18 protein-coding genes are annotated in these 20,703 nt (G+C 63.8%); 8 read left to right on the top strand and 10 right to left on the bottom strand.

Features of this window, described 5'->3' with window-relative positions; genetic code table 11:
* Window positions 1-202 precede the first annotated feature (202 nt).
* The gene (gene car, locus R3P95_RS22770; RefSeq protein WP_317549596.1) at window positions 203-3,730 is read left to right on the top strand and encodes a carboxylic acid reductase; all 3,528 of its coding nucleotides are present in this window, start codon (window positions 203-205) and stop codon (window positions 3,728-3,730) included.
* A gap of 42 nt (window positions 3,731-3,772) precedes the next feature.
* Here the strand turns inward: car and R3P95_RS22765 are convergent, their stop codons facing one another.
* The 4 genes from R3P95_RS22765 to R3P95_RS22750 are packed head-to-tail and all read right to left on the bottom strand — an operon-like array spanning window position 3,773 to window position 8,636.
* A complete protein-coding gene (locus R3P95_RS22765; protein ID WP_149405714.1) occupies window positions 3,773-5,353 on the bottom strand; it encodes a regulator in 1,581 nt (526 codons plus the stop codon).
* 8 nt (window positions 5,354-5,361) lie between these two features.
* A complete protein-coding gene (locus R3P95_RS22760; protein ID WP_317549595.1) occupies window positions 5,362-6,075 on the bottom strand; it encodes a cysteine hydrolase family protein in 714 nt (237 codons plus the stop codon).
* Window positions 6,072-7,904, bottom strand: coding sequence for an allophanate hydrolase (gene atzF / locus R3P95_RS22755; RefSeq protein WP_317549594.1), 1,833 nt, complete (start codon window positions 7,902-7,904; stop codon window positions 6,072-6,074). Before atzF ends, R3P95_RS22760 begins: the two co-directional genes overlap by 4 nt.
* Window positions 7,905-7,961: 57 nt before the next feature.
* Complete coding sequence (locus R3P95_RS22750; RefSeq protein WP_068047468.1) at window positions 7,962-8,636, bottom strand: GntR family transcriptional regulator; 675 nt, start codon at window positions 8,634-8,636, stop codon at window positions 7,962-7,964.
* 103 nt (window positions 8,637-8,739) lie between these two features.
* On the opposite strand from R3P95_RS22750, the gene R3P95_RS22745 reads away from it, so the two are divergent.
* Window positions 8,740-9,036 carry a DUF503 domain-containing protein gene (locus tag R3P95_RS22745; RefSeq protein WP_269594049.1) on the top strand — a complete coding sequence of 99 codons (297 nt, stop codon included), beginning with the start codon at window positions 8,740-8,742 and terminating at the stop codon, window positions 9,034-9,036.
* A 16-nt stretch (window positions 9,037-9,052) separates the two neighbouring features.
* Here R3P95_RS22745 and R3P95_RS22740 read toward each other — a convergent pair whose 3' ends face one another.
* Complete coding sequence (locus R3P95_RS22740) at window positions 9,053-9,616, bottom strand: dihydrofolate reductase family protein (protein WP_149405710.1); 564 nt, start codon at window positions 9,614-9,616, stop codon at window positions 9,053-9,055.
* A gap of 81 nt (window positions 9,617-9,697) precedes the next feature.
* Here R3P95_RS22740 and R3P95_RS22735 point away from each other — a divergent pair, with 81 nt between their 5' ends.
* The 5 genes from R3P95_RS22735 (at window position 9,698) to R3P95_RS22715 (ending at window position 12,443) form a co-directional block, all read left to right on the top strand.
* Window positions 9,698-10,849, top strand: a complete 1,152-nt coding sequence (locus tag R3P95_RS22735; protein ID WP_149405709.1) for an NAD(P)/FAD-dependent oxidoreductase — start codon at window positions 9,698-9,700, stop codon at window positions 10,847-10,849.
* A 19-nt stretch (window positions 10,850-10,868) separates the two neighbouring features.
* The gene (locus R3P95_RS22730) at window positions 10,869-11,159 is read left to right on the top strand and encodes a hypothetical protein (RefSeq protein WP_149405708.1); all 291 of its coding nucleotides are present in this window, start codon (window positions 10,869-10,871) and stop codon (window positions 11,157-11,159) included.
* A 50-nt stretch (window positions 11,160-11,209) separates the two neighbouring features.
* Window positions 11,210-11,629, top strand: coding sequence for a hypothetical protein (locus tag R3P95_RS22725; RefSeq protein ID WP_149405707.1), 420 nt, complete (start codon window positions 11,210-11,212; stop codon window positions 11,627-11,629).
* Window positions 11,626-11,922 (top strand): transcriptional regulator, encoded by a 297-nt coding sequence (locus R3P95_RS22720; RefSeq protein ID WP_149405706.1) that lies wholly within the window; start codon window positions 11,626-11,628, stop codon window positions 11,920-11,922. Before R3P95_RS22725 ends, R3P95_RS22720 begins: the two co-directional genes overlap by 4 nt.
* Before the next feature lie 98 nt (window positions 11,923-12,020).
* Complete coding sequence (locus R3P95_RS22715) at window positions 12,021-12,443, top strand: VOC family protein (protein WP_068047305.1); 423 nt, start codon at window positions 12,021-12,023, stop codon at window positions 12,441-12,443.
* Between the two features lie 18 nt (window positions 12,444-12,461).
* On the opposite strand, the gene R3P95_RS22710 is transcribed toward R3P95_RS22715, so the two are convergent.
* The 4 genes from R3P95_RS22710 to R3P95_RS22695 are packed head-to-tail and all read right to left on the bottom strand — an operon-like array spanning window position 12,462 to window position 17,421.
* Entirely contained in the window at window positions 12,462-13,733 is a 1,272-nt protein-coding gene (locus tag R3P95_RS22710; RefSeq protein ID WP_149405705.1) for an MFS transporter, read from the bottom strand.
* Window positions 13,734-13,746: 13 nt separating this feature from the next.
* Window positions 13,747-14,379, bottom strand: coding sequence for a GyrI-like domain-containing protein (locus R3P95_RS22705; RefSeq protein WP_149406002.1), 633 nt, complete (start codon window positions 14,377-14,379; stop codon window positions 13,747-13,749).
* A gap of 23 nt (window positions 14,380-14,402) precedes the next feature.
* Complete coding sequence (locus R3P95_RS22700) at window positions 14,403-15,923, bottom strand: amidohydrolase family protein (RefSeq protein WP_317549593.1); 1,521 nt, start codon at window positions 15,921-15,923, stop codon at window positions 14,403-14,405.
* A 40-nt stretch (window positions 15,924-15,963) separates the two neighbouring features.
* Window positions 15,964-17,421 carry a purine-cytosine permease family protein gene (locus R3P95_RS22695; RefSeq protein ID WP_317549592.1) on the bottom strand — a complete coding sequence of 486 codons (1,458 nt, stop codon included), beginning with the start codon at window positions 17,419-17,421 and terminating at the stop codon, window positions 15,964-15,966.
* 128 nt (window positions 17,422-17,549) lie between these two features.
* Here R3P95_RS22695 and R3P95_RS22690 point away from each other — a divergent pair, with 128 nt between their 5' ends.
* Complete coding sequence (locus R3P95_RS22690) at window positions 17,550-19,058, top strand: PucR family transcriptional regulator (protein WP_317549591.1); 1,509 nt, start codon at window positions 17,550-17,552, stop codon at window positions 19,056-19,058.
* Between the two features lie 18 nt (window positions 19,059-19,076).
* Here R3P95_RS22690 and R3P95_RS22685 read toward each other — a convergent pair whose 3' ends face one another.
* Window positions 19,077-20,621, bottom strand: a complete 1,545-nt coding sequence (locus R3P95_RS22685; protein ID WP_317549590.1) for an alanine/glycine:cation symporter family protein — start codon at window positions 20,619-20,621, stop codon at window positions 19,077-19,079.
* Window positions 20,622-20,703: the final 82 nt, after the last annotated feature.

The raw sequence follows: 20,703 nt of genomic DNA, 5'->3' as shown, positions 1-20,703 counted from the left end.
ACGGGAGCTGCCACCCCAAATCAGCGTCGCCGATCCGGGCCCCAAAAGTGCAGTGAGCCAGACTTTTACGACTTATCGGACTATGAGGAGCGTCACGATTGGCGAGAGGCCCGACGGCATATACTTACCTTTGATAACGATATTGAGCGACAATCGCGAGGTCCCCCGAACAGTAGGCGGGCTTCGTCGGAGGGAGTCGAGCATGACGCACACACTGGACGTCGACAGCCGACAGGATCGACAGAGCAGGCAACGCAGCCGATTTCAGGAGTTGCACGAGACCGACCGGGAGTTTCGAGCCGCAGAACCGGACAGCGCCGTGGCCGATGCCGCTCAGGAGTTGTCGCCCAACCTGGCCCGAGTGGTCGCCGAGATCATGACGCGTTACTCCGATCGGCCGGCCCTCGGCCGCCGAGCTCGAGAGATCGTGAAGATCGACGACGTCGACACGTTTCACCTTCTCCCCCGGTTCGACACCATCACCTACGGCCAGGCATGGCGCGACGCCGGCGCACTGGCCTCGGCGCTGACCCACGACGCGATCGGCATCTCTTCGGGAGACTTCTTCGCAACCCTGGGATTCGCGAGTGCCGAGTACGTCGTTGCGGAACTGGCCACGATCCGACTCGGCGCGATTGCCGTTCCGCTGCAGGCCGGTGCCACCGCAGGCCAGCTCTCGGCCATCGCCGACGAGGTCGAACCCGTCGTCCTGGCAGCCGATGTCGACAACCTGTCCGCCGCGGTCCAGGTTGCCACGCACTGTCGGTCCATTCGTCGAATCGTCGTTCTCGACTACGACGGTGCGATCGACGCGCATGCACGGACCATGAGATCCGCGCTGGTCGACGCCGAACCGGTGGGAGTCGTCATTCGGCCACTCACCGAGCTGGTTCGCGACGGCGCGCAACTGCCGGAGATCCCGCTCCCCGACGGCGAGGATCCCGAACGACTCGCGACGCTGATCTACACCTCCGGCAGCACCGGAACTCCCAAGGGAGCGATGCACACCGAACGAATCGTGTGTGGAGCCTGGACCGGTGCCTGGCACCACACCGGAGCTTCCTCCGAATCCGCGGACCGGCCGGCCTTCCCTGTCATCACTGTCGACTATCTCCCGATGAGTCACCTGGCCGGGCGTGGTCTTGTCTTCTCGACGCTGGCGGCCGGCGGCACCGTCCACTTCGCAGCGGCGAGTGACCTGTCCACCCTGTTCGAGGACTTCGCGCTCGCTCGGCCCACGATGGCCCTGCTGATTCCGCGGGTGTGCGAGATGATTCGGCACAACGTCCTCGCCGAGATCGACCGAGAGGTCGAACGCTCTGCAGGTGGCGATGCCGACAGGACGCGTCGAGAGGTTCTGGAGCGCAACAGGATCGAGCAATTCGGCGGTCGTGTCCTTGCCGCAATGGTCGGCACCGCACCGATTGCTCCCGAGGTCAAGGACTTCGTCACGGAGCTGCTCGATATCGAGGTCCGCGACAACTACGGCTCCACCGAAGCCGGGATGGTGTTGCACGACGGCGTCGTGCAACGTCCACCGGTGATCGAATACAAGCTCGACGATGTGCCCGAACTCGGTTACTTCTCCACCGACACACCGCATCCACGCGGTGAGCTCTTACTCAAGACCGCGTCCATCATTCCCGGTTACTACAAGCGCCCGGACGTCACGGCCGAGGTCTTCGACTCCGAGGGCTTCTATCGCACCGGTGACGTCGTCGCCGAGATCGAGCCCGACCGACTCGCCTACGTCGATCGACGCAAGAACGTTCTGAAACTGGCTCAGGGCGAGTTCGTCGCACTGGCGCGCCTCGAATCCCTGTTCGGTACCAGTGAGCTGGTCGATCAGATATTTCTCTACGGCAACGGCCAACGGGCGTATCTGTTGGCGGTCGTCGTTCCGGCCCACCCGGACACCACCGCGGGTTCGGTCATCGAATCGCTGCAACGGATCGCACGCACGGAAGCGCTGAACTCGTACGAGATTCCACGTGAGGTCATCATCGAACACGAGCCGTTCACACAGGAGAACGGACTGCTGTCCGGTGCGGGCAAACAACTGCGGCCCAAACTCGTCGAACGTTACCGAGACGAACTCGAGCGTCGCTACGCAGAACTCGAATCCGGTCAGAACGACCGGCTGCGCGAGCTCAGGCGCAGTGGTGCCGATGCCCCTGTCCTGACCACGGTCGGCGATGCCGCCCAAGCCCTGCTCGGATGCGCCGGGTCCGATGTTCGCCCCGATGCCCACTTCAGCGACCTGGGCGGAGATTCGTTGTCGGCGTTGACGTTCTCGACGCTGCTCCGTGAGATCTACGACGTCGATGTTCCGGTCGGTGTGATCACCGGGCCCGCCATGGACCTGGCAGCGCTGGCCGATTACATCACGTCTGCCCGCGACAACGATTCCGACACGGCCACTTTCGAATCGATCCACGGTCGCGGCGCAACAGTCGCCGAGGCGTCCGACCTGCAACTGTCGGCATTTCTGGACGACACCCTCCTCGACGCCGCGCACCACATTCCAGGCCCGCGGGAACAGACGAGCACGGTTCTGTTGACCGGGGCAAACGGATACCTCGGTCGCTTCCTCTGCCTGGAATGGTTGGAGCGCATGGCCGAGATCGGCGGAAAGGTGATCTGCCTGGTGCGCGGACGCTCCGATTCCGATGCGCGAGCTCGACTCGATGCGGCCTTCGACAGCGGCGATGCAGACCTGTCGGAGCGCTATCGAACCTTGGCCGACGCTGCGCTCGAGGTCGTGGCAGGCGATCTCGGGTCACCTGGGTTCGGCGTGGACCAGGACGTGTTCGAGACGCTGGCCCAACGGGTGGATCGCATCGTCCATCCCGCAGCGCTGGTCAATCACGCGCTGCCGTACGAGCACCTCTTCGGCCCCAACGTCGTCGGCACCGCCGAGGTGATTCGGCTGGCGCTCACCGACCATGTCAAGCCGGTGACCTACCTGTCGACGGTGGCCGTCGCAGCGGGCGTCGAGAACTTTCGGGAGAACGGCGACATCCGTGTGGACAGCCCGTCGCGAGCTGTGGACGATTCCTACGCCAACGGCTACGGAAACTCCAAGTGGGCCGGTGAAGTGCTGTTGCGCAACGCGTTCGACGAGTTCGGCCTACCGGTGTCGGTCTTTCGCTCGGACATGATCCTGGCGCACAGCAGATGGACCGGTCAGCTCAACGTTCCGGACGTGTTCACGCGCCTGATCCTCTCGGTCGTCGCAACCGGTCTGGCTCCTCACACGTTCTACGCCACCGACGCCGGGGCACCGACCGACGAGAAAGGGCGACCGCTGGCCCACTACGACGGTCTGCCTGCCGATTTCAGTGCTTCGGCCATCACGTCGATCGCGGGCGGGGACACCTCTGGCTACCGAACGTTCGACATCCTCAACCCACACGACGACGACATCTCGCTGGACACGTTCGTCGATTGGATCCGTGACGCAGGTCGCGACATCGAGATCGTCGAGAACTACGACGAGTGGTTCGAACGGTTCGGTGCCGCAGTCGAGGCGTTGCCGGAGAAGCAGCGTTCGCACTCGCTGCTCCCCCTGATCGACTCGTACGCACACCCGCAACACCCGTTGTCCGGGGCGATGCTGCCCGCCGACGAGTTCGCCTCGGCCGTCGGGGACATTCCGCACCTCGGGCGCGAGTTGATCGAGAAGTATCTCTCCGATCTCGTGGCGCTCGAGCTCGTGAACGCGCGCTAGAGCAGTTCCCGATGCGGGCCAGGCGGCCCGCATCGGGACGCTCTACTCCCCGACCGGTTGTGGTTCGCTCGTCTGCTTCGGGGCGGGAATCAGCCGCGAGTACGCCAAACACACGAGCCCGAAGAACAGATAACCCAGGGCCACTTGGGGGTTGGCTGCCCACCCCACCTCGTGTGAATGGATCAGACCGACCCACGACAGTGCCGCGGCCACCCCACCCGCTGCTGCGGCGGCGAGAAACCGTTTGTCGAGAACGAACGTGACGATGGTGCCCAACATCAGTCCGGCGAGTACCGCTCCCGATCCGAACGTCTTCAGCCCGTCGTAGACGACACCCGCCTGACCCAGTGCCTCGCTGCCCACTTCGGTAGCCGATGTACCTGCCGCGCTGAGTGCGTTGTCGATCAGACCCACCGCCCACTCCGCGAGGTTGGGAAGCAGCGCCACCACCACCGCGATGGCGTGCAGCTTCGGCACCGACTGGAATGCCTGGGCACCGATCAGCAGTCCGATGTACAGCAGAATCGGAACGATCGCGGGAATCGGCAGCAACGTCGCCAGCAATCCGAACAACCCGAGAAAACACATCAACCCGATCGCGACGCCCGATGCGACCGAGTATCCGGTCCGGCCACCTGCGTCCTTCCAGCCGGGATGGCCGATGTAGACCGCGGGCGGGAACGGCGATCCGAACGCCGAGCCGACGACCGCACCGAAGCCGTCCGCGAGCAGCACACTGCGCAGGTTGTAGTTGTCTCCGGCAGCGGACGCGCTTTCGACGTTGCTCATCGCCTCGGTGAAGTTGTAGACCCCCAACGGAATTGCGGTGGCGAGCAGCGGTGCCAGGTTACCGAGACCGTCGAGCAGGAGATCGAGGCGCAGATCCGGAAGGCCGAGCGCGATATTGCTCGCGGCCTCGGTCACGTCCGGCACGGACATGTATCCGCCGATCCAGCCGATCGCCGTGCCCACCAGAAGCGCCGCGAGACCGACTGGAATGTTGCCGGGCAACTTCACGTCTGTGAAGAAGCCGATGAGAATGATTGCGAGAACGGGCAACCCGATCCAGGCGGCCTCCCACATCTGCGCCGCCGGGCGCATCGCGATGAACGTGATGGAGATGCCGGCCAACGTACCGAGCATCGCCGCGCGCGGGGTGATCCTGCGAATGTAGGGCCCGACGAACGCTCCGATCATGACGATGATGCCGATCATGAAGGCCCAGGCGAGTCCCGCCGCCCACGCCTGAACCGCGTCGCCCGTCGCCAGGTAGACCGGGAGCATGACCACGAACACGACGATGAACATGTGCGGCACGCTCGGACCGTACGGTAGCGCAGTCACATCGGTTCGGTTCTCGCGCTTGGCAAGTCGACGAGCGAGAACCATGTAGTACAAGTTTCCCAGGATCAGTGCGATGCCTAGAGCAGGCAGCAGCGTCCCGAGGACGTCGCTTCCCGGAATACCGACCACCGCGATGCTCAATGTGGTCAGAGTGAGAACGTTGACGAGGATGTTGAAGCCGAGTCCGAAGAATGCGTTGGTGTCGCCTTTCGTCCACCACGAGAGGGTGAACGAGGGCGACGAGCCTGCAGCGGGTGAGTCTTTGACGTCCATGGTCATTTCTGGTCCTATCGGCTCGCAGAAGTGGGAACGAACGCAATCAACGCGGCCAAGACGTCCTCCGACGGCGCGGTCCACCCGAAAATCCCGCCTTGAGCCGAGATCATCTCGAGGCCCACTCGCTGGAACTCCGGGAAGTACGAACCGACACAGTCCGTCACCACGAGGCATTCGTATCCTCGATCGTTGGCCTCCCGCACCGTGGTGTGCACACACACCTCCGTCGTCACACCGGTGACGAGCAGGGTGGTGATTCCGGCGCTCGTGAGAACCTCGGAGAGCTCGGTGGCGTAGAACGCGCCTTTGCCGGGCTTGTCTATGACGGTCTCGCCCTCGAGTGGTGCCAGCTCGTCGACGATGTCGTGGCCGTACTCACCGCGAACGAGTATGCGGCCGAACGCTCCCCGATCACCGATACGCTGAGAGGGCGCGCCGCGGCGCAACTTCGCCGGCGGGCAGTCCGACAGGTCCGGCAGATGCCCCTCCCTGGTGTGGATCACCGGTATCCCGGCATCCCTGGCCACCGCGATGAGACCCGCGAGTGGTTCGATCACGGTTCGGAGCTGGCCTACATCGTTGCCGAGGCTCTCACCGAATCCCCCTGGAAGCAGAAAGTCCCTCTGCATGTCGATGACGAGCAGTGCCGTCGTCGACGCGTCGAGGGTGAACTCCGATGGCGACGCCGACGGTATCGACGCTACCGGGGTGTGTGCTGAGGTCATGAGATCTCCTGTGCTGCAATGGAAGTGTCGTGAGCAGAATTGATCGCCCGGGAATATGCCCGCCAGCCACCGAACTCGCTGATGTCGTCGACGGTGTGTCCCTCCGCGCCGGTCTGCACAGTGGCATCGCAGACGTAGCCGAGAACGTCGGAACCGTCGGCCAGCAGCACTCGTCCCAGAGCGAGCACCGCTGGCATTCTGCCCGCGAGTACCGCAAGAGAAGTAGCGGGCAGTCGCCACCTCTCCACGTCGATTGCGCTGCCGCCGAATGGAACTCGCAGCAGGCCGGGAGTCGGATCGGCGGTTCCGATCCGAAGCAGTGTGTACGTCGGCGCGGTGCACGTGGCCTCGACCAGGGACCCGCCGAGCTCGAGGAGCTGCGGGTTGGCGCGCTCTCCTGACAGATGGTGCCCGGCAACGACGATGTCGATGGTCTCGACCGCCGACCCTCCGACTGCGAGAGGCGGTGAGACGGCGCGCCCCTCTCCGAGCAACCGGGCCGCGACTGCGAGAATCGTATCGTCGGCCAGCGCAGGCCCGATCACCATGAGGCTGACCGGTCGACCGTCCTCGGTGAGCCCGGCGGGAACCGCTACGGCCGTCAGGTCGAGAAGATTCCCGAAGTGGGTGTAGTGGCCGAGCTTCGTATTGCACGCGATGGGGTCCGCGAGTACCTCGGGCACGGTGAAGGTGGTACCGATGGTCGGCACGATCATCACGTCCATCGATGTCCAGAGCTGCGCGACGCGAGCGCGAAGGCCTTGCAGCGTCTGCAAGGCACGGAAGGCGTCGACGGCGTTGTACCGCCGTCCACCCAGGAATATCTCGCGGACGACCGGAACGATGGAATCGGGCTTGTCGGTGAGGAATTCGTCGAACTCGACCAGCCGCTCGGCGACCCACGGTCCCTGATACAGCAGCGAACCGGCATCGAGAAACGGAGTGAGATCGACTGCGGTGGTCCGTAATCCATGCTCGGGAAGCGACCGGCGCGCGACCGAATGTGCATCGAACATGGCTGCGTCGCCGAAAAAATCCAACTGCTGCAGGTCCGGTAGACCCACAGTGACCTCGTGCCCGTCGAACTTCTCTCCGCGGCGACGCGACCAGCCGTCCGCTGGATCCTCGGCGCACATGACGTCGAAAACGAGATCGAGATCCTCGACCGTCGTCGCCATCAGGGTGATGCAGTCCAGCGACTTGCACGCGGGGACGAGTCCGACGGTGCTGATCAGGCCGCGTGACGGCTTGTACCCGACGATGCCGTTGAGCGCTGCGGGCACTCGCCCCGATCCTGCGGTGTCGGTGGCCACGCAGAACGGCACCTGCCCGAGGGCGACGGCCAGTGCCGAACCGGAGCTGGAGCCGCCCGAGATCATGTCGTTGCCGTAGACGCTCCTCGGAATCGGGTGCGGCGTGCGCGTTCCGTTCAGCCCGGTCGCGAACTGATCGAGGCTGGTCTTGCCGACGAAGATGGCTCCGGCGTCGACCAACGCCTGCACTGCAGGGGCCGTCGAATCCGGCGTGTACGCGTAGTCGGGACAGGCGAGAGTGGTCGGGTATCCGGCTACGTCGATGCTGTCCTTGACGCCGAAGGGAATTCCGTACAGGGGTAGCGACACCGCATCGGGTCGCGCTTCCAGAGCCGCGGCGGCCGCGAGCAGTTCCGAACGGGCCACGACGGTGATCCACGTTCCGTCGTCGCCGCGCGCAGCCACGGCGGTCGAGAAGGCCTCCACCGTTGCCGTGGGAGTCGAGGCGCCGGTTCGGTACGCCGCGAGCATCTCGGCAACGGTCGGGCCGGGTACCGGTCCAAGGTCTGAATTCATACCGTCGATTGTCGACAGTTTTCTGTTACTGCAGGTTGTTGCCGTGTTTCGAGTCTGTTAGGAAGTACTCTCGAGATGCAGGTAGGTCAGCTCGCCGTGCTGCTTCAACGCAGCGAGCGCCACCGACAGATCGTTCGATTCGATGGCGTCGAGCAACCATTCGTGACGCCGGATCCCGTCGACCGGATTGGCCACTCGGGCTTCTTCCCTGAGATTGCGGGCCATCGGTAGCTGCAACTTCAGCAGGATCGGTGCATACGCCACATCGAGTTGGCGACTGCCTGCCAACGCCACGATGGCTTCGTGGAAACGCCGGTGGGCGTCGTCCTTTCCGAGGGTGTCGCCCCGCGCATCGGCGTCACGCATCTCGTCGAGCGCCGTTCGTACCGGCGCGAACGCACCGTCGCGAGACGAACCGAGCGGGAGCGCGCGCTCGAGCGCATGCCGTTCGAGGACCTGACGCAGCTCGAAGAGTTCGAGAATGTCCACTGCCGACCACACCGTCACTCGGAACCCGCGACGTGGAAGATGTTCGACCAGACCCTGCTGAGCCAACAGGCGCAACGCCTCACGTACCGGTGCTCGGCTGATCCCGAGGCGCGCGCACAGGGTTTCCTCGACCACTCGGGATCCGGGCTCGAGCGCACCGCTGAGCACCTCGGATCGGACCTGACGGGTCGCCATTTCGACAAGGCTGGGCGGCAAGGAGCCGTGTTCCGCCGGTGCAGCCATGCCGCCAGTGTACGAACATGTTCGGCGAATGGTGCGCATCCGAAGCATCGCCGAGTCGAATCCCGAGTGCTCGGGTATCCCCCAGCGTTAGGATGGTCGGCATATGTGGATTGGATGGATAGAATTCGACTTCCTTCTCGGAGATGTTCACTCACTCAAAGAGAAGCGCTCCGTGATCCGGCCGGTGATCTCCGAAATGCAACGTAAGTTCGCGGTGTCGGCCGCGGAGACCGATCATCGCGAGTTGCACCGACGAGCAGGTGTCGGCGCGTCCGTCGTAGCAGGCGATCGCGACCATGTCACCGATGTTCTCGACCGAATCGAGCGCGTGGCGGCCTCACGTCCCGAGCTGCAACTCGTCTCCGTGCGGCGGCGCACCATCCGAAGCGACGACGTCTGAGGCCTGCCCCGCCCGGTCATCGACGTACGTCGAACACCTGCTTCTGAATTCCGTTGCCGTAGACCTCGTGTTCGACCAGTTCGAGATGCGTGGTGTCCTTGTCGGCCTCACTGAACAGTCGCTTTCCCGCCCCGAGCAGGAGTGGAAAGACGAGCAGGTGGTACCGATCGACGAGTCCGGCGTCGGCGAGACTTCGCCCCAGAGTGGCGCTGCCGTGGATCGAGATCGGCCCACCATCGGAGTCCCTGAGCTCTGCGACGTCGTCGATTCCACGCAGAATGGTTGCCGGCCACCGTGAGTCGTCCTTTTCGAGCGTTGTCGACACCACGTACCTCGGCATCGCGTTGTACCCGGCGAAATCGTCCATGGTGGGCCAGATCGGCGCAAATGCCTCGTACGAGGTGCGGCCCAACAGCAGCGCCGTGGCCTCTTCCTGCTCGCGCCCCTTGATCTCGTACACTGCCGGGTCGAATTCTATGCCCTGAAACGTCCACCCCGAGTTGCGATAACCCACCTCGCCGCCGGGTCCTTCCATGACGCCGTCGAGCGAAACGAACGCGGTCACGATCACAGTGCGCATGGACGGTCCTTACCGGTGCTGGGATGCGGGTGCCGGAATCGTAAACCATCCGCCCGCCGAATCCGTCGATACGATCGACCGATGAGTGTCAGCGCGACGTCCCGCCCGGCATGGGACGACGACCCGGTCGTGTCCGGCTGGGCGGGGTTACCCGCACTGGAGCGTGGGAGTACCGCGGACGTCTGCGTCGTCGGCCTGGGAGGCTCGGGTCTGGCCGCTGCAGCCGACCTCGTAGACCGTGGTCTCGATGTGGTCGGAATCGACGCAGGACGGATCGCTGCCGGTGCCGCGGGTCGCAACGGCGGCTTCCTGCTCGGTGGTCCGGCGACCTTTCTGCACACTGCGCTCGCAACCTGGGGCCCGTGTGCGGTGGATCTGTATCGAGCGACTCTGGCCGAGATCGACTCCCTGGAAGGGCTTCTCGGATCCGACGTCGTCCGCCGCACCGGATCCATCAGGCTCGCGGGAGTGCCCGGCGCGCCGGTCGAGCTCGCCGATTCGGAGGATTGCGATGCGCTGGCACAGTGCCTGCGCGAGAACGACATTGCCGTCGAGCAGTATTCCGGCGAGTTGGGGCGCGGGATCTTCCTACCGGACGACGCGGTGATGAATCCTGCGCGTCGCGCGCTGGGGTTGGCGTCGATCCTCGCGGGCCGCGCCCGGTTGTACGAGCACACGCCCGCAACCGCCATCGGGCCAGGAGCAGTCACGACGCCGAGTGGGGTGATTCGGTGCGGCCTGGTTCTCGTTGCCGTCGACGGTCGGCTCGAACAGGTACTCCCCCAGCTCGACGGCCGGGTTCGGACCGCGCGTCTGCAGATGCTCGCCACCTCGCCCGTCACGCCGAGACGACTGCCCTGCCCCGTGTACGGACGATGGGGATACGACTACGCGCAGCAGGACGCGTCGGGACGGCTGTATGTCGGGGGCGGTCGTGACCTCTTCGTAGACGACGAGTGGACACCGTCCGACGAACCGACCGCCCAGGTGCAGGACTACATCGAATCTGTCGCGACATCGTTTGCAGGAGAATCTTTTTCGGTTGTTGCGCGTTGGGCTGCATCCGTGGGATTCACCGCGGACGGGCGCCCGCTGTGCACAGTCGTCGACGACACCGTGGTCGCATTCGGCGGCTACAACGGGACAGGCAATCTGGTCGGCCCGGTCACCGCTCGTGCCGCCGTTGCGCTCGGGCTCGACGGGATTGCAGTACCGCAGTATCTGAGCAGCTGACGCATGGCAGTGTGGACCCATGGCCGAAGAACCGGAACGCACCGAGGACGGTCGCTACATCGTCATCAAGGGTAGACGTTGGCGCGCAACGGATCCTGACATCCCCGAGGATCGCAATACCGAACTGCGGTCGATTCTGATGGCGTGGCGCAGGGAGGTCAAACGTACGTCGGGCGCACCCGAATCTCGCGCAGGCGTGCATGCCACCAAAGTCGCCCTCGGCGAGCGAGGAACGCCGTGGTGGGAGCAGTCCGACGACGAACGACGAGCCCGCTGGGAATCGGAAGTATCGCGGCCTGCCGACACCTGACCCTCGCCAGATGGTTGCCATGATGGAAACTATCCAATACAGTTTCCACCATGGAAAGCATCGGAAGACCCACACCTGCCGAAGCACGAACAGCTCTCGACGACATCGACCGAGTTCAGCGCGCGGTACGAGACACTCCGTGGCCGGTGTGGCTGTATCCGGTCAACGCCGTGCTGCTCGCAGTCTTCGCACTGACCGCCCTTGTCGACAGCCGGGCCGCGTTCCTCGGGGTCGCCGCGGTGATCATCGCGGTCAACGTCATCACCGGATATCGGATGGGGACGCCGTGGGCACTACCCACCAACAGAGGCTTCCTCACCTGCGTGGCGCTCTCGGCGCTCTGCGTCGCACTGGCGCAGGCTGTCGGGAATCCCGGCGGACCGGCCTGGCCTGTGCTTCTGCTCGCCATCGCAGCTGCGTCGATCTACTCGATCGGATCGATCCTGCACTACCGCAGCACACGTCGATGACGAGCGATCTCGATCCCATCATTCATCCCGCACACCGGCTCCGAATCTGTGCCCTTCTGGCCGCGGCCACGACGGTGGAACTCTCGATCGTCAAGGAACACAGCGGGTTGAGCGCATCGGCGCTGAGCAAGCAGGTCGCCGCTCTGGTCGATGCGGGATACGTCGAGCAGCAGCGATCACGCACGGACTCGCGTCGACTGTGGTTGTCGTTGACGAAGGACGGTAGAACGGCGTATCGACGCCATGTGGCTGCACTCCGCACCATTCTGGCCGATACCGACGCCTCCATCTGATCTTCTGCGGTGACTTTCCGTCGTGGTGCGTGTCTACTGTTTCGACGGATGCCGTCGACGTAGTTCAGCCCGCTCGTTCAGCGAAGAAGGAGACTTCGATCATGTCCATTCTCAATCCCTACCTGTCGTTCCGAGACAATGCCCGCGAGGCGATGGAGTTCTATCGGTCGGTCTTCGGTGGCGAGCTCACCGTCACCACGCTCGGCGAGGCCAACGCCAGCGAGGATCCCGCCGACCAGGACAAGGTCATGCACGGCCAGCTGACAACCTCGAACGGCTTCACTCTGATGGGAGCCGACACGCCGTCGTCGATGGAGCACACCCCCGGCAACACCATGAGCGTCTCGCTCAGCGGCGACGAGGAGGACGAACTGACGGGTTACTGGAACAAGTTGGCCGTCGACGCGCAGTTCACCATGGGTCTCGAGAAAGCTCCGTGGGGCGACACGTTCGGAATGTTGACCGACAAGTTCGGAGTTCAGTGGATGGTCAACATCGCAGGATCCAACACTGGGAGCTGAGCGCCGACGCAGCCGCTCCTACACGACGACGGTCTTCGGCGGGATCACCTGTCGGAGACCTTCGGGCCCCCAGCCCCGATCGAGTGCCAGCAGCAACAGTGCACAGCCGATACCGGACAGGACGAGCGCGGAACCGAACATCGCCGTGTATCCGAACAGATCGCCGACCACACCGGCGGCGATCCCGGCGGCACCCTGCGCGAAGACGATCGCGCACGCCATCAGCGTGTAATCGCTTCCCGCGAAGCGCTTCTCGGACGCGTCCATCATCAGCGCGAACACCGCCACGGTGGCCGCACCACCGAGCACATGTTCGGTGATGTTGGCGGTGACCAGAAGCGGAAAGCCGCCTACGCCCAGCGACGCGACGACATACAGGGCAAGGCTCAGCGTTTGGCTCACTCCGCCCACCAGCAGGGCCCGACGACGTCCGTACCGAAACGCCAGCCATGCCCCGAGTACGGCTCCCCCGACCGCAGCCACCGAAGACAGACCGCCCTCGACCAGCGCTATCTGGGGCAGCGACAGACCGCTGTCCGACAGGAACGGACCCACGAGTGCCGATCCCATCGAGTTGCCGAACTTGAACCCGATGATCAGCAGAATGAATGCCACCATTCCGGGTCTGCGAAGCCGCGACCACCAGGCACCGGCCAGCCGCCCCGGCCTCGGTCGCTCGGCGTGCGGATCGGAGTCCGCGTCGGCCGCGTCGAGTTGTCTGCGCATCCACCACACGGGGAGCGTCGTCAGCACGATCAGTAGTGCCATCGCAACGAACAGCGCCCGCCATCCGGCGAAGGTGAACAGCCACAACAGCAGTCCGCCACCGCACACCATGCCGATGCGGTAGGCACCGACCTGGAGTCCGTTGCCCAACCCGCGCTGCGCCGCGGTGAGCGTACGCACCGCGATGCCGTCGGTCGCGATGTCCTGCGTCGCCGACAGAGCATTCATGACGAAGATGCCGACGAACAGCCAGCGCAACGTCGACGACAGATCGAGGAACGACAACGCCAGTGCCACCGCTGCGGCCGAACACTGCAGCGACAGCAGCCACCGCCTCCTGGATCCGTACCGATCGACGTACGGTGCCCAGAGAAACTTGAGCGCCCACGGTAGGAACAACACACCGGTTGCGCTGATCTTCACCAAGGAGAACCCCGACTCCCGGAGCACCACCGGCAAGGCCTGGGTGAAGAATCCGAACGGCACTCCCTGCGCGAAGTAGAGCGCCCCCAGGAGAGTGAGGGTCCCGGCGGTGAACGACGCCGGGCGCACCGCGTTGGTCATGACGGCCATCGTGTCAGAGCGACGCCGACTCCGCTGAATGCGCTACCGGCTGGCGAAGGATGGTGCGCAGCTTCGCAGGTTCGACCCGGCGCGGATCGCTCAGATAGATCTCGTGATGTCTGCCCGTCATCGTCAATCCAGAACTGGGGATGTATCGATGATGGAGCTCGTCGAGTACCGACGTCTCGTCGTCGTAGGACCCGATGTGCAGTGTCTGTACGCACAGTCCCTCGTCGAGAGTCTCCAACCGAACCCTGCTCGACGCGTCCGAGTTGCTCTTCGAGGCGGCGGTCGCCACTGCCGTCTCGAACATCGGACGGTCGATCCAGTCGGGCACCATGATCATGGCGGTCCAGCTCCACTCGCTCTTGTCCCTCTCGGTGGTGAACGAGTTCATGTTCTCGGCCCACCACAGAGCCTCGAGCGGCGGGACGACGTAGTCCCGTTCGAGATCGTTCTTGCTCGCGAACTTGACTGCATAGGCCACGGGGTAGAGCGCCCCGATTGCTTCGGCATACTCCGGCGCGGTGTTCGGATCGCCGTGTCCGTCGAGCATCAGGTAGGTCAGCGGCGGAACGACGAGGGTACGAAAAATGTTGTGCCGTGCCGAATATGCGTCGAGCGTCTTCTTGAAATCGACCTTCATGACACCCGCTCCGGCACCGCCGTTCAGACGAGCCACGCGCGTTCGTCGTCGCTGAATCGGTTGACGGTGCCGCGGGTCGCAACCGCTCTGTCGTACATGGCCGCCAGCGCATCCAGTAGGGGCTTGTTCAGCGAATCGAGTGCATTCTGGCGTGCCACGATCTCGTCGAGGCGCTCGGCAAGTTCGGCCAGCACCGCCGACCGGTCGACCGTGGTGACGCGTCCGCCCTGGACGACGATCCGGCCCGCCACGATCACGACATCGATCGAGGAGCCGTTCTCGGAGTACACCAGTTGCCGGTCGAGCTTCTGCCGAGGCGTGAAAGCCATGGTGTCGAGGTCGAAGATCACCAGGTCGGCCTGCATCCCCACCTCCACGGTGCCCACTGTGTCCTGAAGGAGCGCACTGCGGGCCCCGCCGACGGTGCCTGCGTGTAGTACCGCGTCCACCGTGGGCCAGGTGGTGAAGTCCGGGTTGGTCACCTTGTGCAGCAGCGCAGCAGCTTTCACGACGTCGAGCATCCGGGGAGAATCACTGCTCGAGCATCCGTCGGTTCCCAGTCCGAGGTTCACGCCCGCGGTACGCAGGGCATGCCACGGGGCGATTCCCGATCCGAGCTTGAGATTCGAGATCGGATTGTGCGAAATCGACGTACCCGCCGCGGCGATCATCGACATATCGTCTTCGGTCAGCCAAATGCCATGCGCCAGGGTTGTATTGGGTGACAGTGCGCCGATCCGACCCATATATTCCACCAGGGAGCCGCCGTACATCTCCGTTCCCGTGACCAACTGAGTCTTGGTCTCGAGGACGTGAATATGGCATTCGGCGTCGAATTCGATCGCCAACTGCGTGGCACCGACCAGAAGCTCCGCACCGCACCGTTGCGGTGCGGACGGCGCGACCATGTATCGCAGACGCCCGTTGCCTCGACCGTGATACTGCTCGAATGCTTTCCTGCTGAATGCGAGGTACTCCTGCGTGGTGGGAACCGGATGCGACCGAATCTCGGCCGTGACCTTCGGCGACAGATGATCGGCGATGAAGGGCACGGTATCGACGAACGGTTTGCTGATCACGTGTCCGGAAATGTTCGCTCGGATGCCGATCTCTTCGTAGGCGTCGAACACCGCCGACAGTTGCGCCCAATCCTGAGTCGGGTTCTCGAGAACGTCGTCGACGATCGTCGTCACGCCCGCTTCGAGGGACTCGATTGCGAACAACGTGCTGCGCAGACGAACCAGATCGGGTTCGACGCGACTGTCGCCGAGGATCGGATACGCCATGGCCATCCACATCTCGAGGGGCATGTTGTCGTATCTGCCCTTGTAGAACGTCTCCCACGAATGGGTGTGTGCGTTCACGAATCCCGGTGTCACCAGCCTGTCGCGGCCGTCGATGATCGTATCGCCGTCGCCGGGTTCGAGATCGGCGGCGATTGCAGTGACGACGTCGTTCTCGATCCGGATGCTGCGAACGATCGGTTCGGATCCGGTGGATGCGTCCATGGTGATGACGTGCGCGTTCCTGATGAAGATTCCCATGTTTCCTTCCTTGACTGCGCGGTGCGATGACGGCTACGAGCTATTCGACCGGCTGTGGTGTCGGAGCCTGCTCTTCGGGCTGTTGCTGACGAATCATCCACTGCCGATGTGATTTTCGGGCGAGAAGGTAGTACGTCGATGCTGCAGCACTACCGCCGACGAGCCACGAGATGTCGAGACCGCCGAGCGCCTGCGAACCGAACCCCTGCAATGCCGGGACCATGCCGTTGAGAAACATCCAGGTGCCGAAAATTCCCACGGCGAACGCCGCGAGTGCACGCCAGTTGACGTCCTGCATCCTCGTCGAGCCCACGTCGTCGAACAGATGGCCGTAGCGGGTGCTGGCGCGCTCGAAGACGTAGTAGTGCACCAGCATGATCGCGCCCCACGTCGCCACCCAGCCCACCACACCGACGAGCCAGGCGTCGAGGGTCTGCGCCGCATCTTCCTGGAAGACGAAGAACACGCTCGCGGCCAGTGCGAGAACGCCGACGACAAGGTTCAAAGTGCGCCGACTCAACTTGATATCGAGGGCCTGCGCCGTCACACCGAAGCTGTAGACGTTGAGAACGTTCGTGGCGATGGGGCCGTGCAGAACCAACAGCAGCACCGGGATGGCGAGCGCACCGAAGTTCTCCACGATGAGCTTGCCCGGATCGACGGAACCGTTGGTGGTGGCCAACGTCGCGCCGAGCACACCGAGCCACACGACGGGAATCAACTGTCCCAGTGCACTGACCAGGTACAGCTTGCGTCGCGGAACACGCGTGCTCACGAAGCGGGAGTAGTCGGCGGCGTAGGTCAACCACGTCAGTCCCCAGCCGATTCCGATGGCCGTCATCACGGCGGACATGGCGACGATGCGCTCGGTGCCGGCCAGCGCAACTCCGTCCGGACCGGAGTAACTCCAGTCGATGTCCAGGTGGAACCAGGCCACGATCGACATCAGAACCAGCACCACGACGGTCGGCGGAACGGTCCAGCGCTCGAATGCCGCGATCGCCCGGTATCCGGCCATGGAGATACCGACCTGAATCGCCATGATGACTGTGGCCACCGCGACCTTCCATCCGACGTTCCCGGCGTCCGGGTCGACCCAGCCGAGTTCGCCGAACAGGGCCATCACCAGGTCGAGGACGATCCAGGTGTTCACCGCGCACCAGCCGACGACCACCACGGCCTGGACGGCGGAGGGAACGTAGTTGCCTCGACGACCGAAGACCGAACGGCCCAACAGCATTCCGGTCGTTCCCGTTCGTTGTCCGAGTAGAACGAAGAATCCGAAGATCGCCATTCCGATGACGTTTCCGAGGACGAGCACAGTCAGGGTATCCGCCAGACCGAGGCCCATGCTGATGCCGAGCGCGCCGAGCACCCAGTTGATCGGCGCGATGTTCGCACCCGCCCATATCCAGAACTGACCGGACAGCGCGGTGGTTCTCTGGCTCTCGGGAATCGGCTGGAGCGAATCCTCGACGTCGTGGGAATGTGTGGTCACCGTGAACTCCTCGGTATGCGGTCGACCGGCGGTTCGGTCGGCCTCGTGAGAAGCCTGCTGCCCGTGTGTTTCCCGAACCCTTACGCAATGTAAGCCACTCGTAACAGCGGGTGGACAGAATGTCACCTATGAATGTGCTCGACGCCTTCGATGACGTCTATCTTTCTGCGGCGCGACCCGAGCTCGTCGCGGGAAGGCGTTCTGTGACGCGGTCTCTGCGGTGGGTTCATGCCAGCGAGCAACTCGACATCGCACCTCTCTTGCGCGGTGGGGAGCTGATTATGATGGAGGGTGTGTACTTCGGCGGGTGTTCCGAAGCCGATCTGGTGACGTACCTCGAGTCGATGAATGCCGCGGGAGTCGTCGGTATCGCGGTGGAGACGGGGGGAATCCTCGACGTCATTCCGCCGCTTCTGGTCGAGCATGCCGAACGGATCGGCTTTCCGGTGGTGCATCTCCGACGCCGTGTGCCGTTCGTACAGGTATGCGAGAGCATCAACAGCCAACTTGCCGACTCCGCTCTGCGTCGGCTGCAGATGGCAAACCGTATGTCTCGGTTGTTGTCGGCCTCGATCGAAACGGACGGGGCGGTGGACGCCGTTCTCGATGTGCTCGGTGTCGAGACTCGGTCGTCGGTGACGCTGCATTCGGCGTCGGGAGATCTGATCGGGCAATCCGGGCTCGTCACCGAGCCATCGGATTTCACCTCGTTCGAGGTGCCCGTCACCAGTGGTGGTCGGGACGTGGCGGTGTTGACCGTGGCTCCTGGACCGGATGCCGACATCTATTCGATAAACGCCGGACTGGAGAGAGCTCCGGAAATCCTGTCGATTGCATTGCTCAGTTCACGCCCGGCCAGGGTGGAAGACCGACTGCGTACCCGCTTCTTCTCACTGTTGTCGGCGACGAATTACCCCGCCTCCGATGTCACCGACCACCTCGACGGCGTCGCCGAGCGCATGGGTATGCCCGAACACGACGCCTACCTGACGGTGTCGGTCGAATTCGACCACGACCCGGCCGCCGGCACGTGGCAACGCACAGTGGGGTCGGTGTCGCCGCACAACTGGTGCGAGAAGATCGGCGACCGACACGTCGCTGTTCTCGGTTTCGCCGACCAGGAGATGCTCGATGCCCGACGGCCGGTTCTGCTGTCGAGGTTGCAGGCGACGCAGTTGCGTATCAGGCGAGCAGGTGTCGGTCCGGGAGCCTCCGATCGCCACGGTCTGCGCCGGTGTTTCGACACCGCCACAGCAGTGCTCGCGCTGGACCTCGGCCCTCACGACCGCATCCGCGATGCCCGCAATTTCGCACTTGCCCTACTGGTGGAGTCGATGTCGGGAAAATCCACGGTCGAGAAGTTCGTCCACGATCAGATCGGACCGTTGCTTGCACACGATCGGGAGCGGCACGGAGAGTTGTACGCGACCCTGCTGGCCTACATCACCCACTGGGGTAGCAAGACCGAGACCGCGAAAAGCCTTCGGATACAGAGGCAGACGCTCTATCAACGGCTCGACAGGCTGTTCGACGTTCTCGGTCCACTACCGGCAGGCTCCCCTCGATTCCCGGGGATCGCCACTGCGGTGTTTCTCGAACAGGCCCGCCGCCAGGGCTGTACCGTCCCCGGCGGCTGACCCGTCTGCGGATCCTTCTCACACCTCGGCGTCGACCTTGTCCGACTCGCCTCGACGCATCGCCAGGTACTCGGAGAGTTCGCGTTTGACCACGGGCAGCAGCAGGTACAGGCCGGTGATGTTCACCAATGCCAGCAGGAACAAGGTGGCGTCGGCGAAATCGAGCACCGAGCCGAGGGACAGTACGGTTCCGATGACGGTGAACATGCAGAACATCACGTTGAAGAAGGTCCGCGAGAAGCGGCTGCGTCCGAACAACGACGTCCACGCCTGCAGTCCGTAGTAGGCCCAGGTGATTGCTGTCGAGAGCGCGAACAGAGCCACCGCGAGAGTCAACACGTACGGGAACCACGGGAGCACGGTCTCGAAGGCGTCGGAGGTGAGGGTGACACCGCCGGCGGGAAGCTCACCGGTTTCGGCGACGATCGCGCGCTGATCCTGCCAGGTGACGGTGTTGGCGATCACGATGGTCAGTGCAGTCGCGGTACAGATGACAACCGTGTCGATGAAGGGCTCGAGCATGGCCACGAAGCCCTCGGTGACCGGATGCCTGGTCTTGACGGCCGAGTGCGCGATGGCTGCCGAACCCAGTCCTGCCTCGTTCGAGAACGCGGCGCGCTGGAATCCGATGATCATGACGCCGAGTACGCCGCCGGCCACACCCTCGGGCGAGAACGCACCTTCGAAGATCGCCGTGAACGCCGTGGGGACGGAACGGAAGTTGACGGCGATGACGACGCCGCACGCGACGATGTAGATCAGCGCCATGGACGGTACGAGCTTGGCGGTCACCGCCGAGATCGACTTCATGCCGCCGATGATGACCAGACCGATGATCAGCGCGACGACGATGCCGAACACTGCTTTGGCTCCGTCGGAAGCGAGGAATCCATCGTCACCGCCGGTGACCGAACGGACCTGTGCGTACGTCTGATTGGCCTGGAACATGTTGCCGCCGCTGATGGCGAAGAACGTGATGACGATGGCGTAGAAGACGGCCATGACCTTGCCGACCTTGGCGAGTCCCCGCTCTGCCAGACCCTTGGTCAGGTATTTCATGGGTCCACCGGAGACGGTGCCGTCCTCGTTGATGTCTCGGTACTTCACGCCGAGCGTGCACTCGACGAACTTCGACGCCATGCCGAGCAAGCCTGCGAGGATCATCCAGAGTGTGGCACCGGGTCCACCGAGCGTCACGGCGACGGCGACACCGGCGATGTTGCCGAGCCCGACGGTTCCGGACACCGCGGCGGTGAGTGCTCTGAAGTGGCTGACTTCACCGGGCGCGTCCGCCTCGTCCTCCTTGCCGCTGACGAGAATCAACGCACGCTTGATTCCGCGGACCTGGATGAACTTGAACGCCACGGTGAAGATGACGGCACCGACGATGAGCCAGAGGACGATCAGTGGAACAGCGGCTCCGCCGATGTTCACGGTGAAGAAGACGAGATTCGACACGGCAGCGGAGATCGGATCGAAGGCATTGTTGATCGCCGTCTCGATGGAGCTGATCGTGCCTCCGTCCGCGGCCAGTACATCGGTTGCGAGGGGGTGAGAGCTCATGGCTTCGAGTGAACAGCACGTTGACCGCAGAAGACGCCATTTACCGAATTTCGAGCAATAATTTACGCGATCTTGACGAGAC

The organism is Rhodococcus cercidiphylli, assembly GCF_033042225.1.
Lineage (GTDB): Bacteria > Actinomycetota > Actinomycetes > Mycobacteriales > Mycobacteriaceae > Rhodococcoides.
Note: the sequence above shows the minus strand (reverse complement) of the source record. Positions and strands in the feature narration are given on the sequence as shown.

Coding starts and splice junctions, on each gene's coding strand:
- car (WP_317549596.1), top strand. CDS start 203: ATGACGCACACACTGGACGTCGACAGCCGACAGGATCGACAGAGCAGG.
- R3P95_RS22685 (WP_317549590.1), bottom strand. CDS start 20,621: ATGAGCTCTCACCCCCTCGCAACCGATGTACTGGCCGCGGACGGAGGC.
- R3P95_RS22690 (WP_317549591.1), top strand. CDS start 17,550: ATGAATGTGCTCGACGCCTTCGATGACGTCTATCTTTCTGCGGCGCGA.
- R3P95_RS22750 (WP_068047468.1), bottom strand. CDS start 8,636: ATGGCTGCACCGGCGGAACACGGCTCCTTGCCGCCCAGCCTTGTCGAA.
- R3P95_RS22730 (WP_149405708.1), top strand. CDS start 10,869: ATGGCCGAAGAACCGGAACGCACCGAGGACGGTCGCTACATCGTCATC.
- R3P95_RS22765 (WP_149405714.1), bottom strand. CDS start 5,353: ATGACCATGGACGTCAAAGACTCACCCGCTGCAGGCTCGTCGCCCTCG.
- R3P95_RS22725 (WP_149405707.1), top strand. CDS start 11,210: ATGGAAAGCATCGGAAGACCCACACCTGCCGAAGCACGAACAGCTCTC.
- R3P95_RS22700 (WP_317549593.1), bottom strand. CDS start 15,923: ATGGGAATCTTCATCAGGAACGCGCACGTCATCACCATGGACGCATCC.
- R3P95_RS22705 (WP_149406002.1), bottom strand. CDS start 14,379: ATGAAGGTCGATTTCAAGAAGACGCTCGACGCATATTCGGCACGGCAC.
- R3P95_RS22720 (WP_149405706.1), top strand. CDS start 11,626: ATGACGAGCGATCTCGATCCCATCATTCATCCCGCACACCGGCTCCGA.
- R3P95_RS22760 (WP_317549595.1), bottom strand. CDS start 6,075: ATGACCTCAGCACACACCCCGGTAGCGTCGATACCGTCGGCGTCGCCA.
- R3P95_RS22740 (WP_149405710.1), bottom strand. CDS start 9,616: ATGCGCACTGTGATCGTGACCGCGTTCGTTTCGCTCGACGGCGTCATG.
- R3P95_RS22710 (WP_149405705.1), bottom strand. CDS start 13,733: ATGACCAACGCGGTGCGCCCGGCGTCGTTCACCGCCGGGACCCTCACT.
- R3P95_RS22745 (WP_269594049.1), top strand. CDS start 8,740: ATGTGGATTGGATGGATAGAATTCGACTTCCTTCTCGGAGATGTTCAC.
- R3P95_RS22735 (WP_149405709.1), top strand. CDS start 9,698: ATGAGTGTCAGCGCGACGTCCCGCCCGGCATGGGACGACGACCCGGTC.
- atzF (WP_317549594.1), bottom strand. CDS start 7,904: ATGAATTCAGACCTTGGACCGGTACCCGGCCCGACCGTTGCCGAGATG.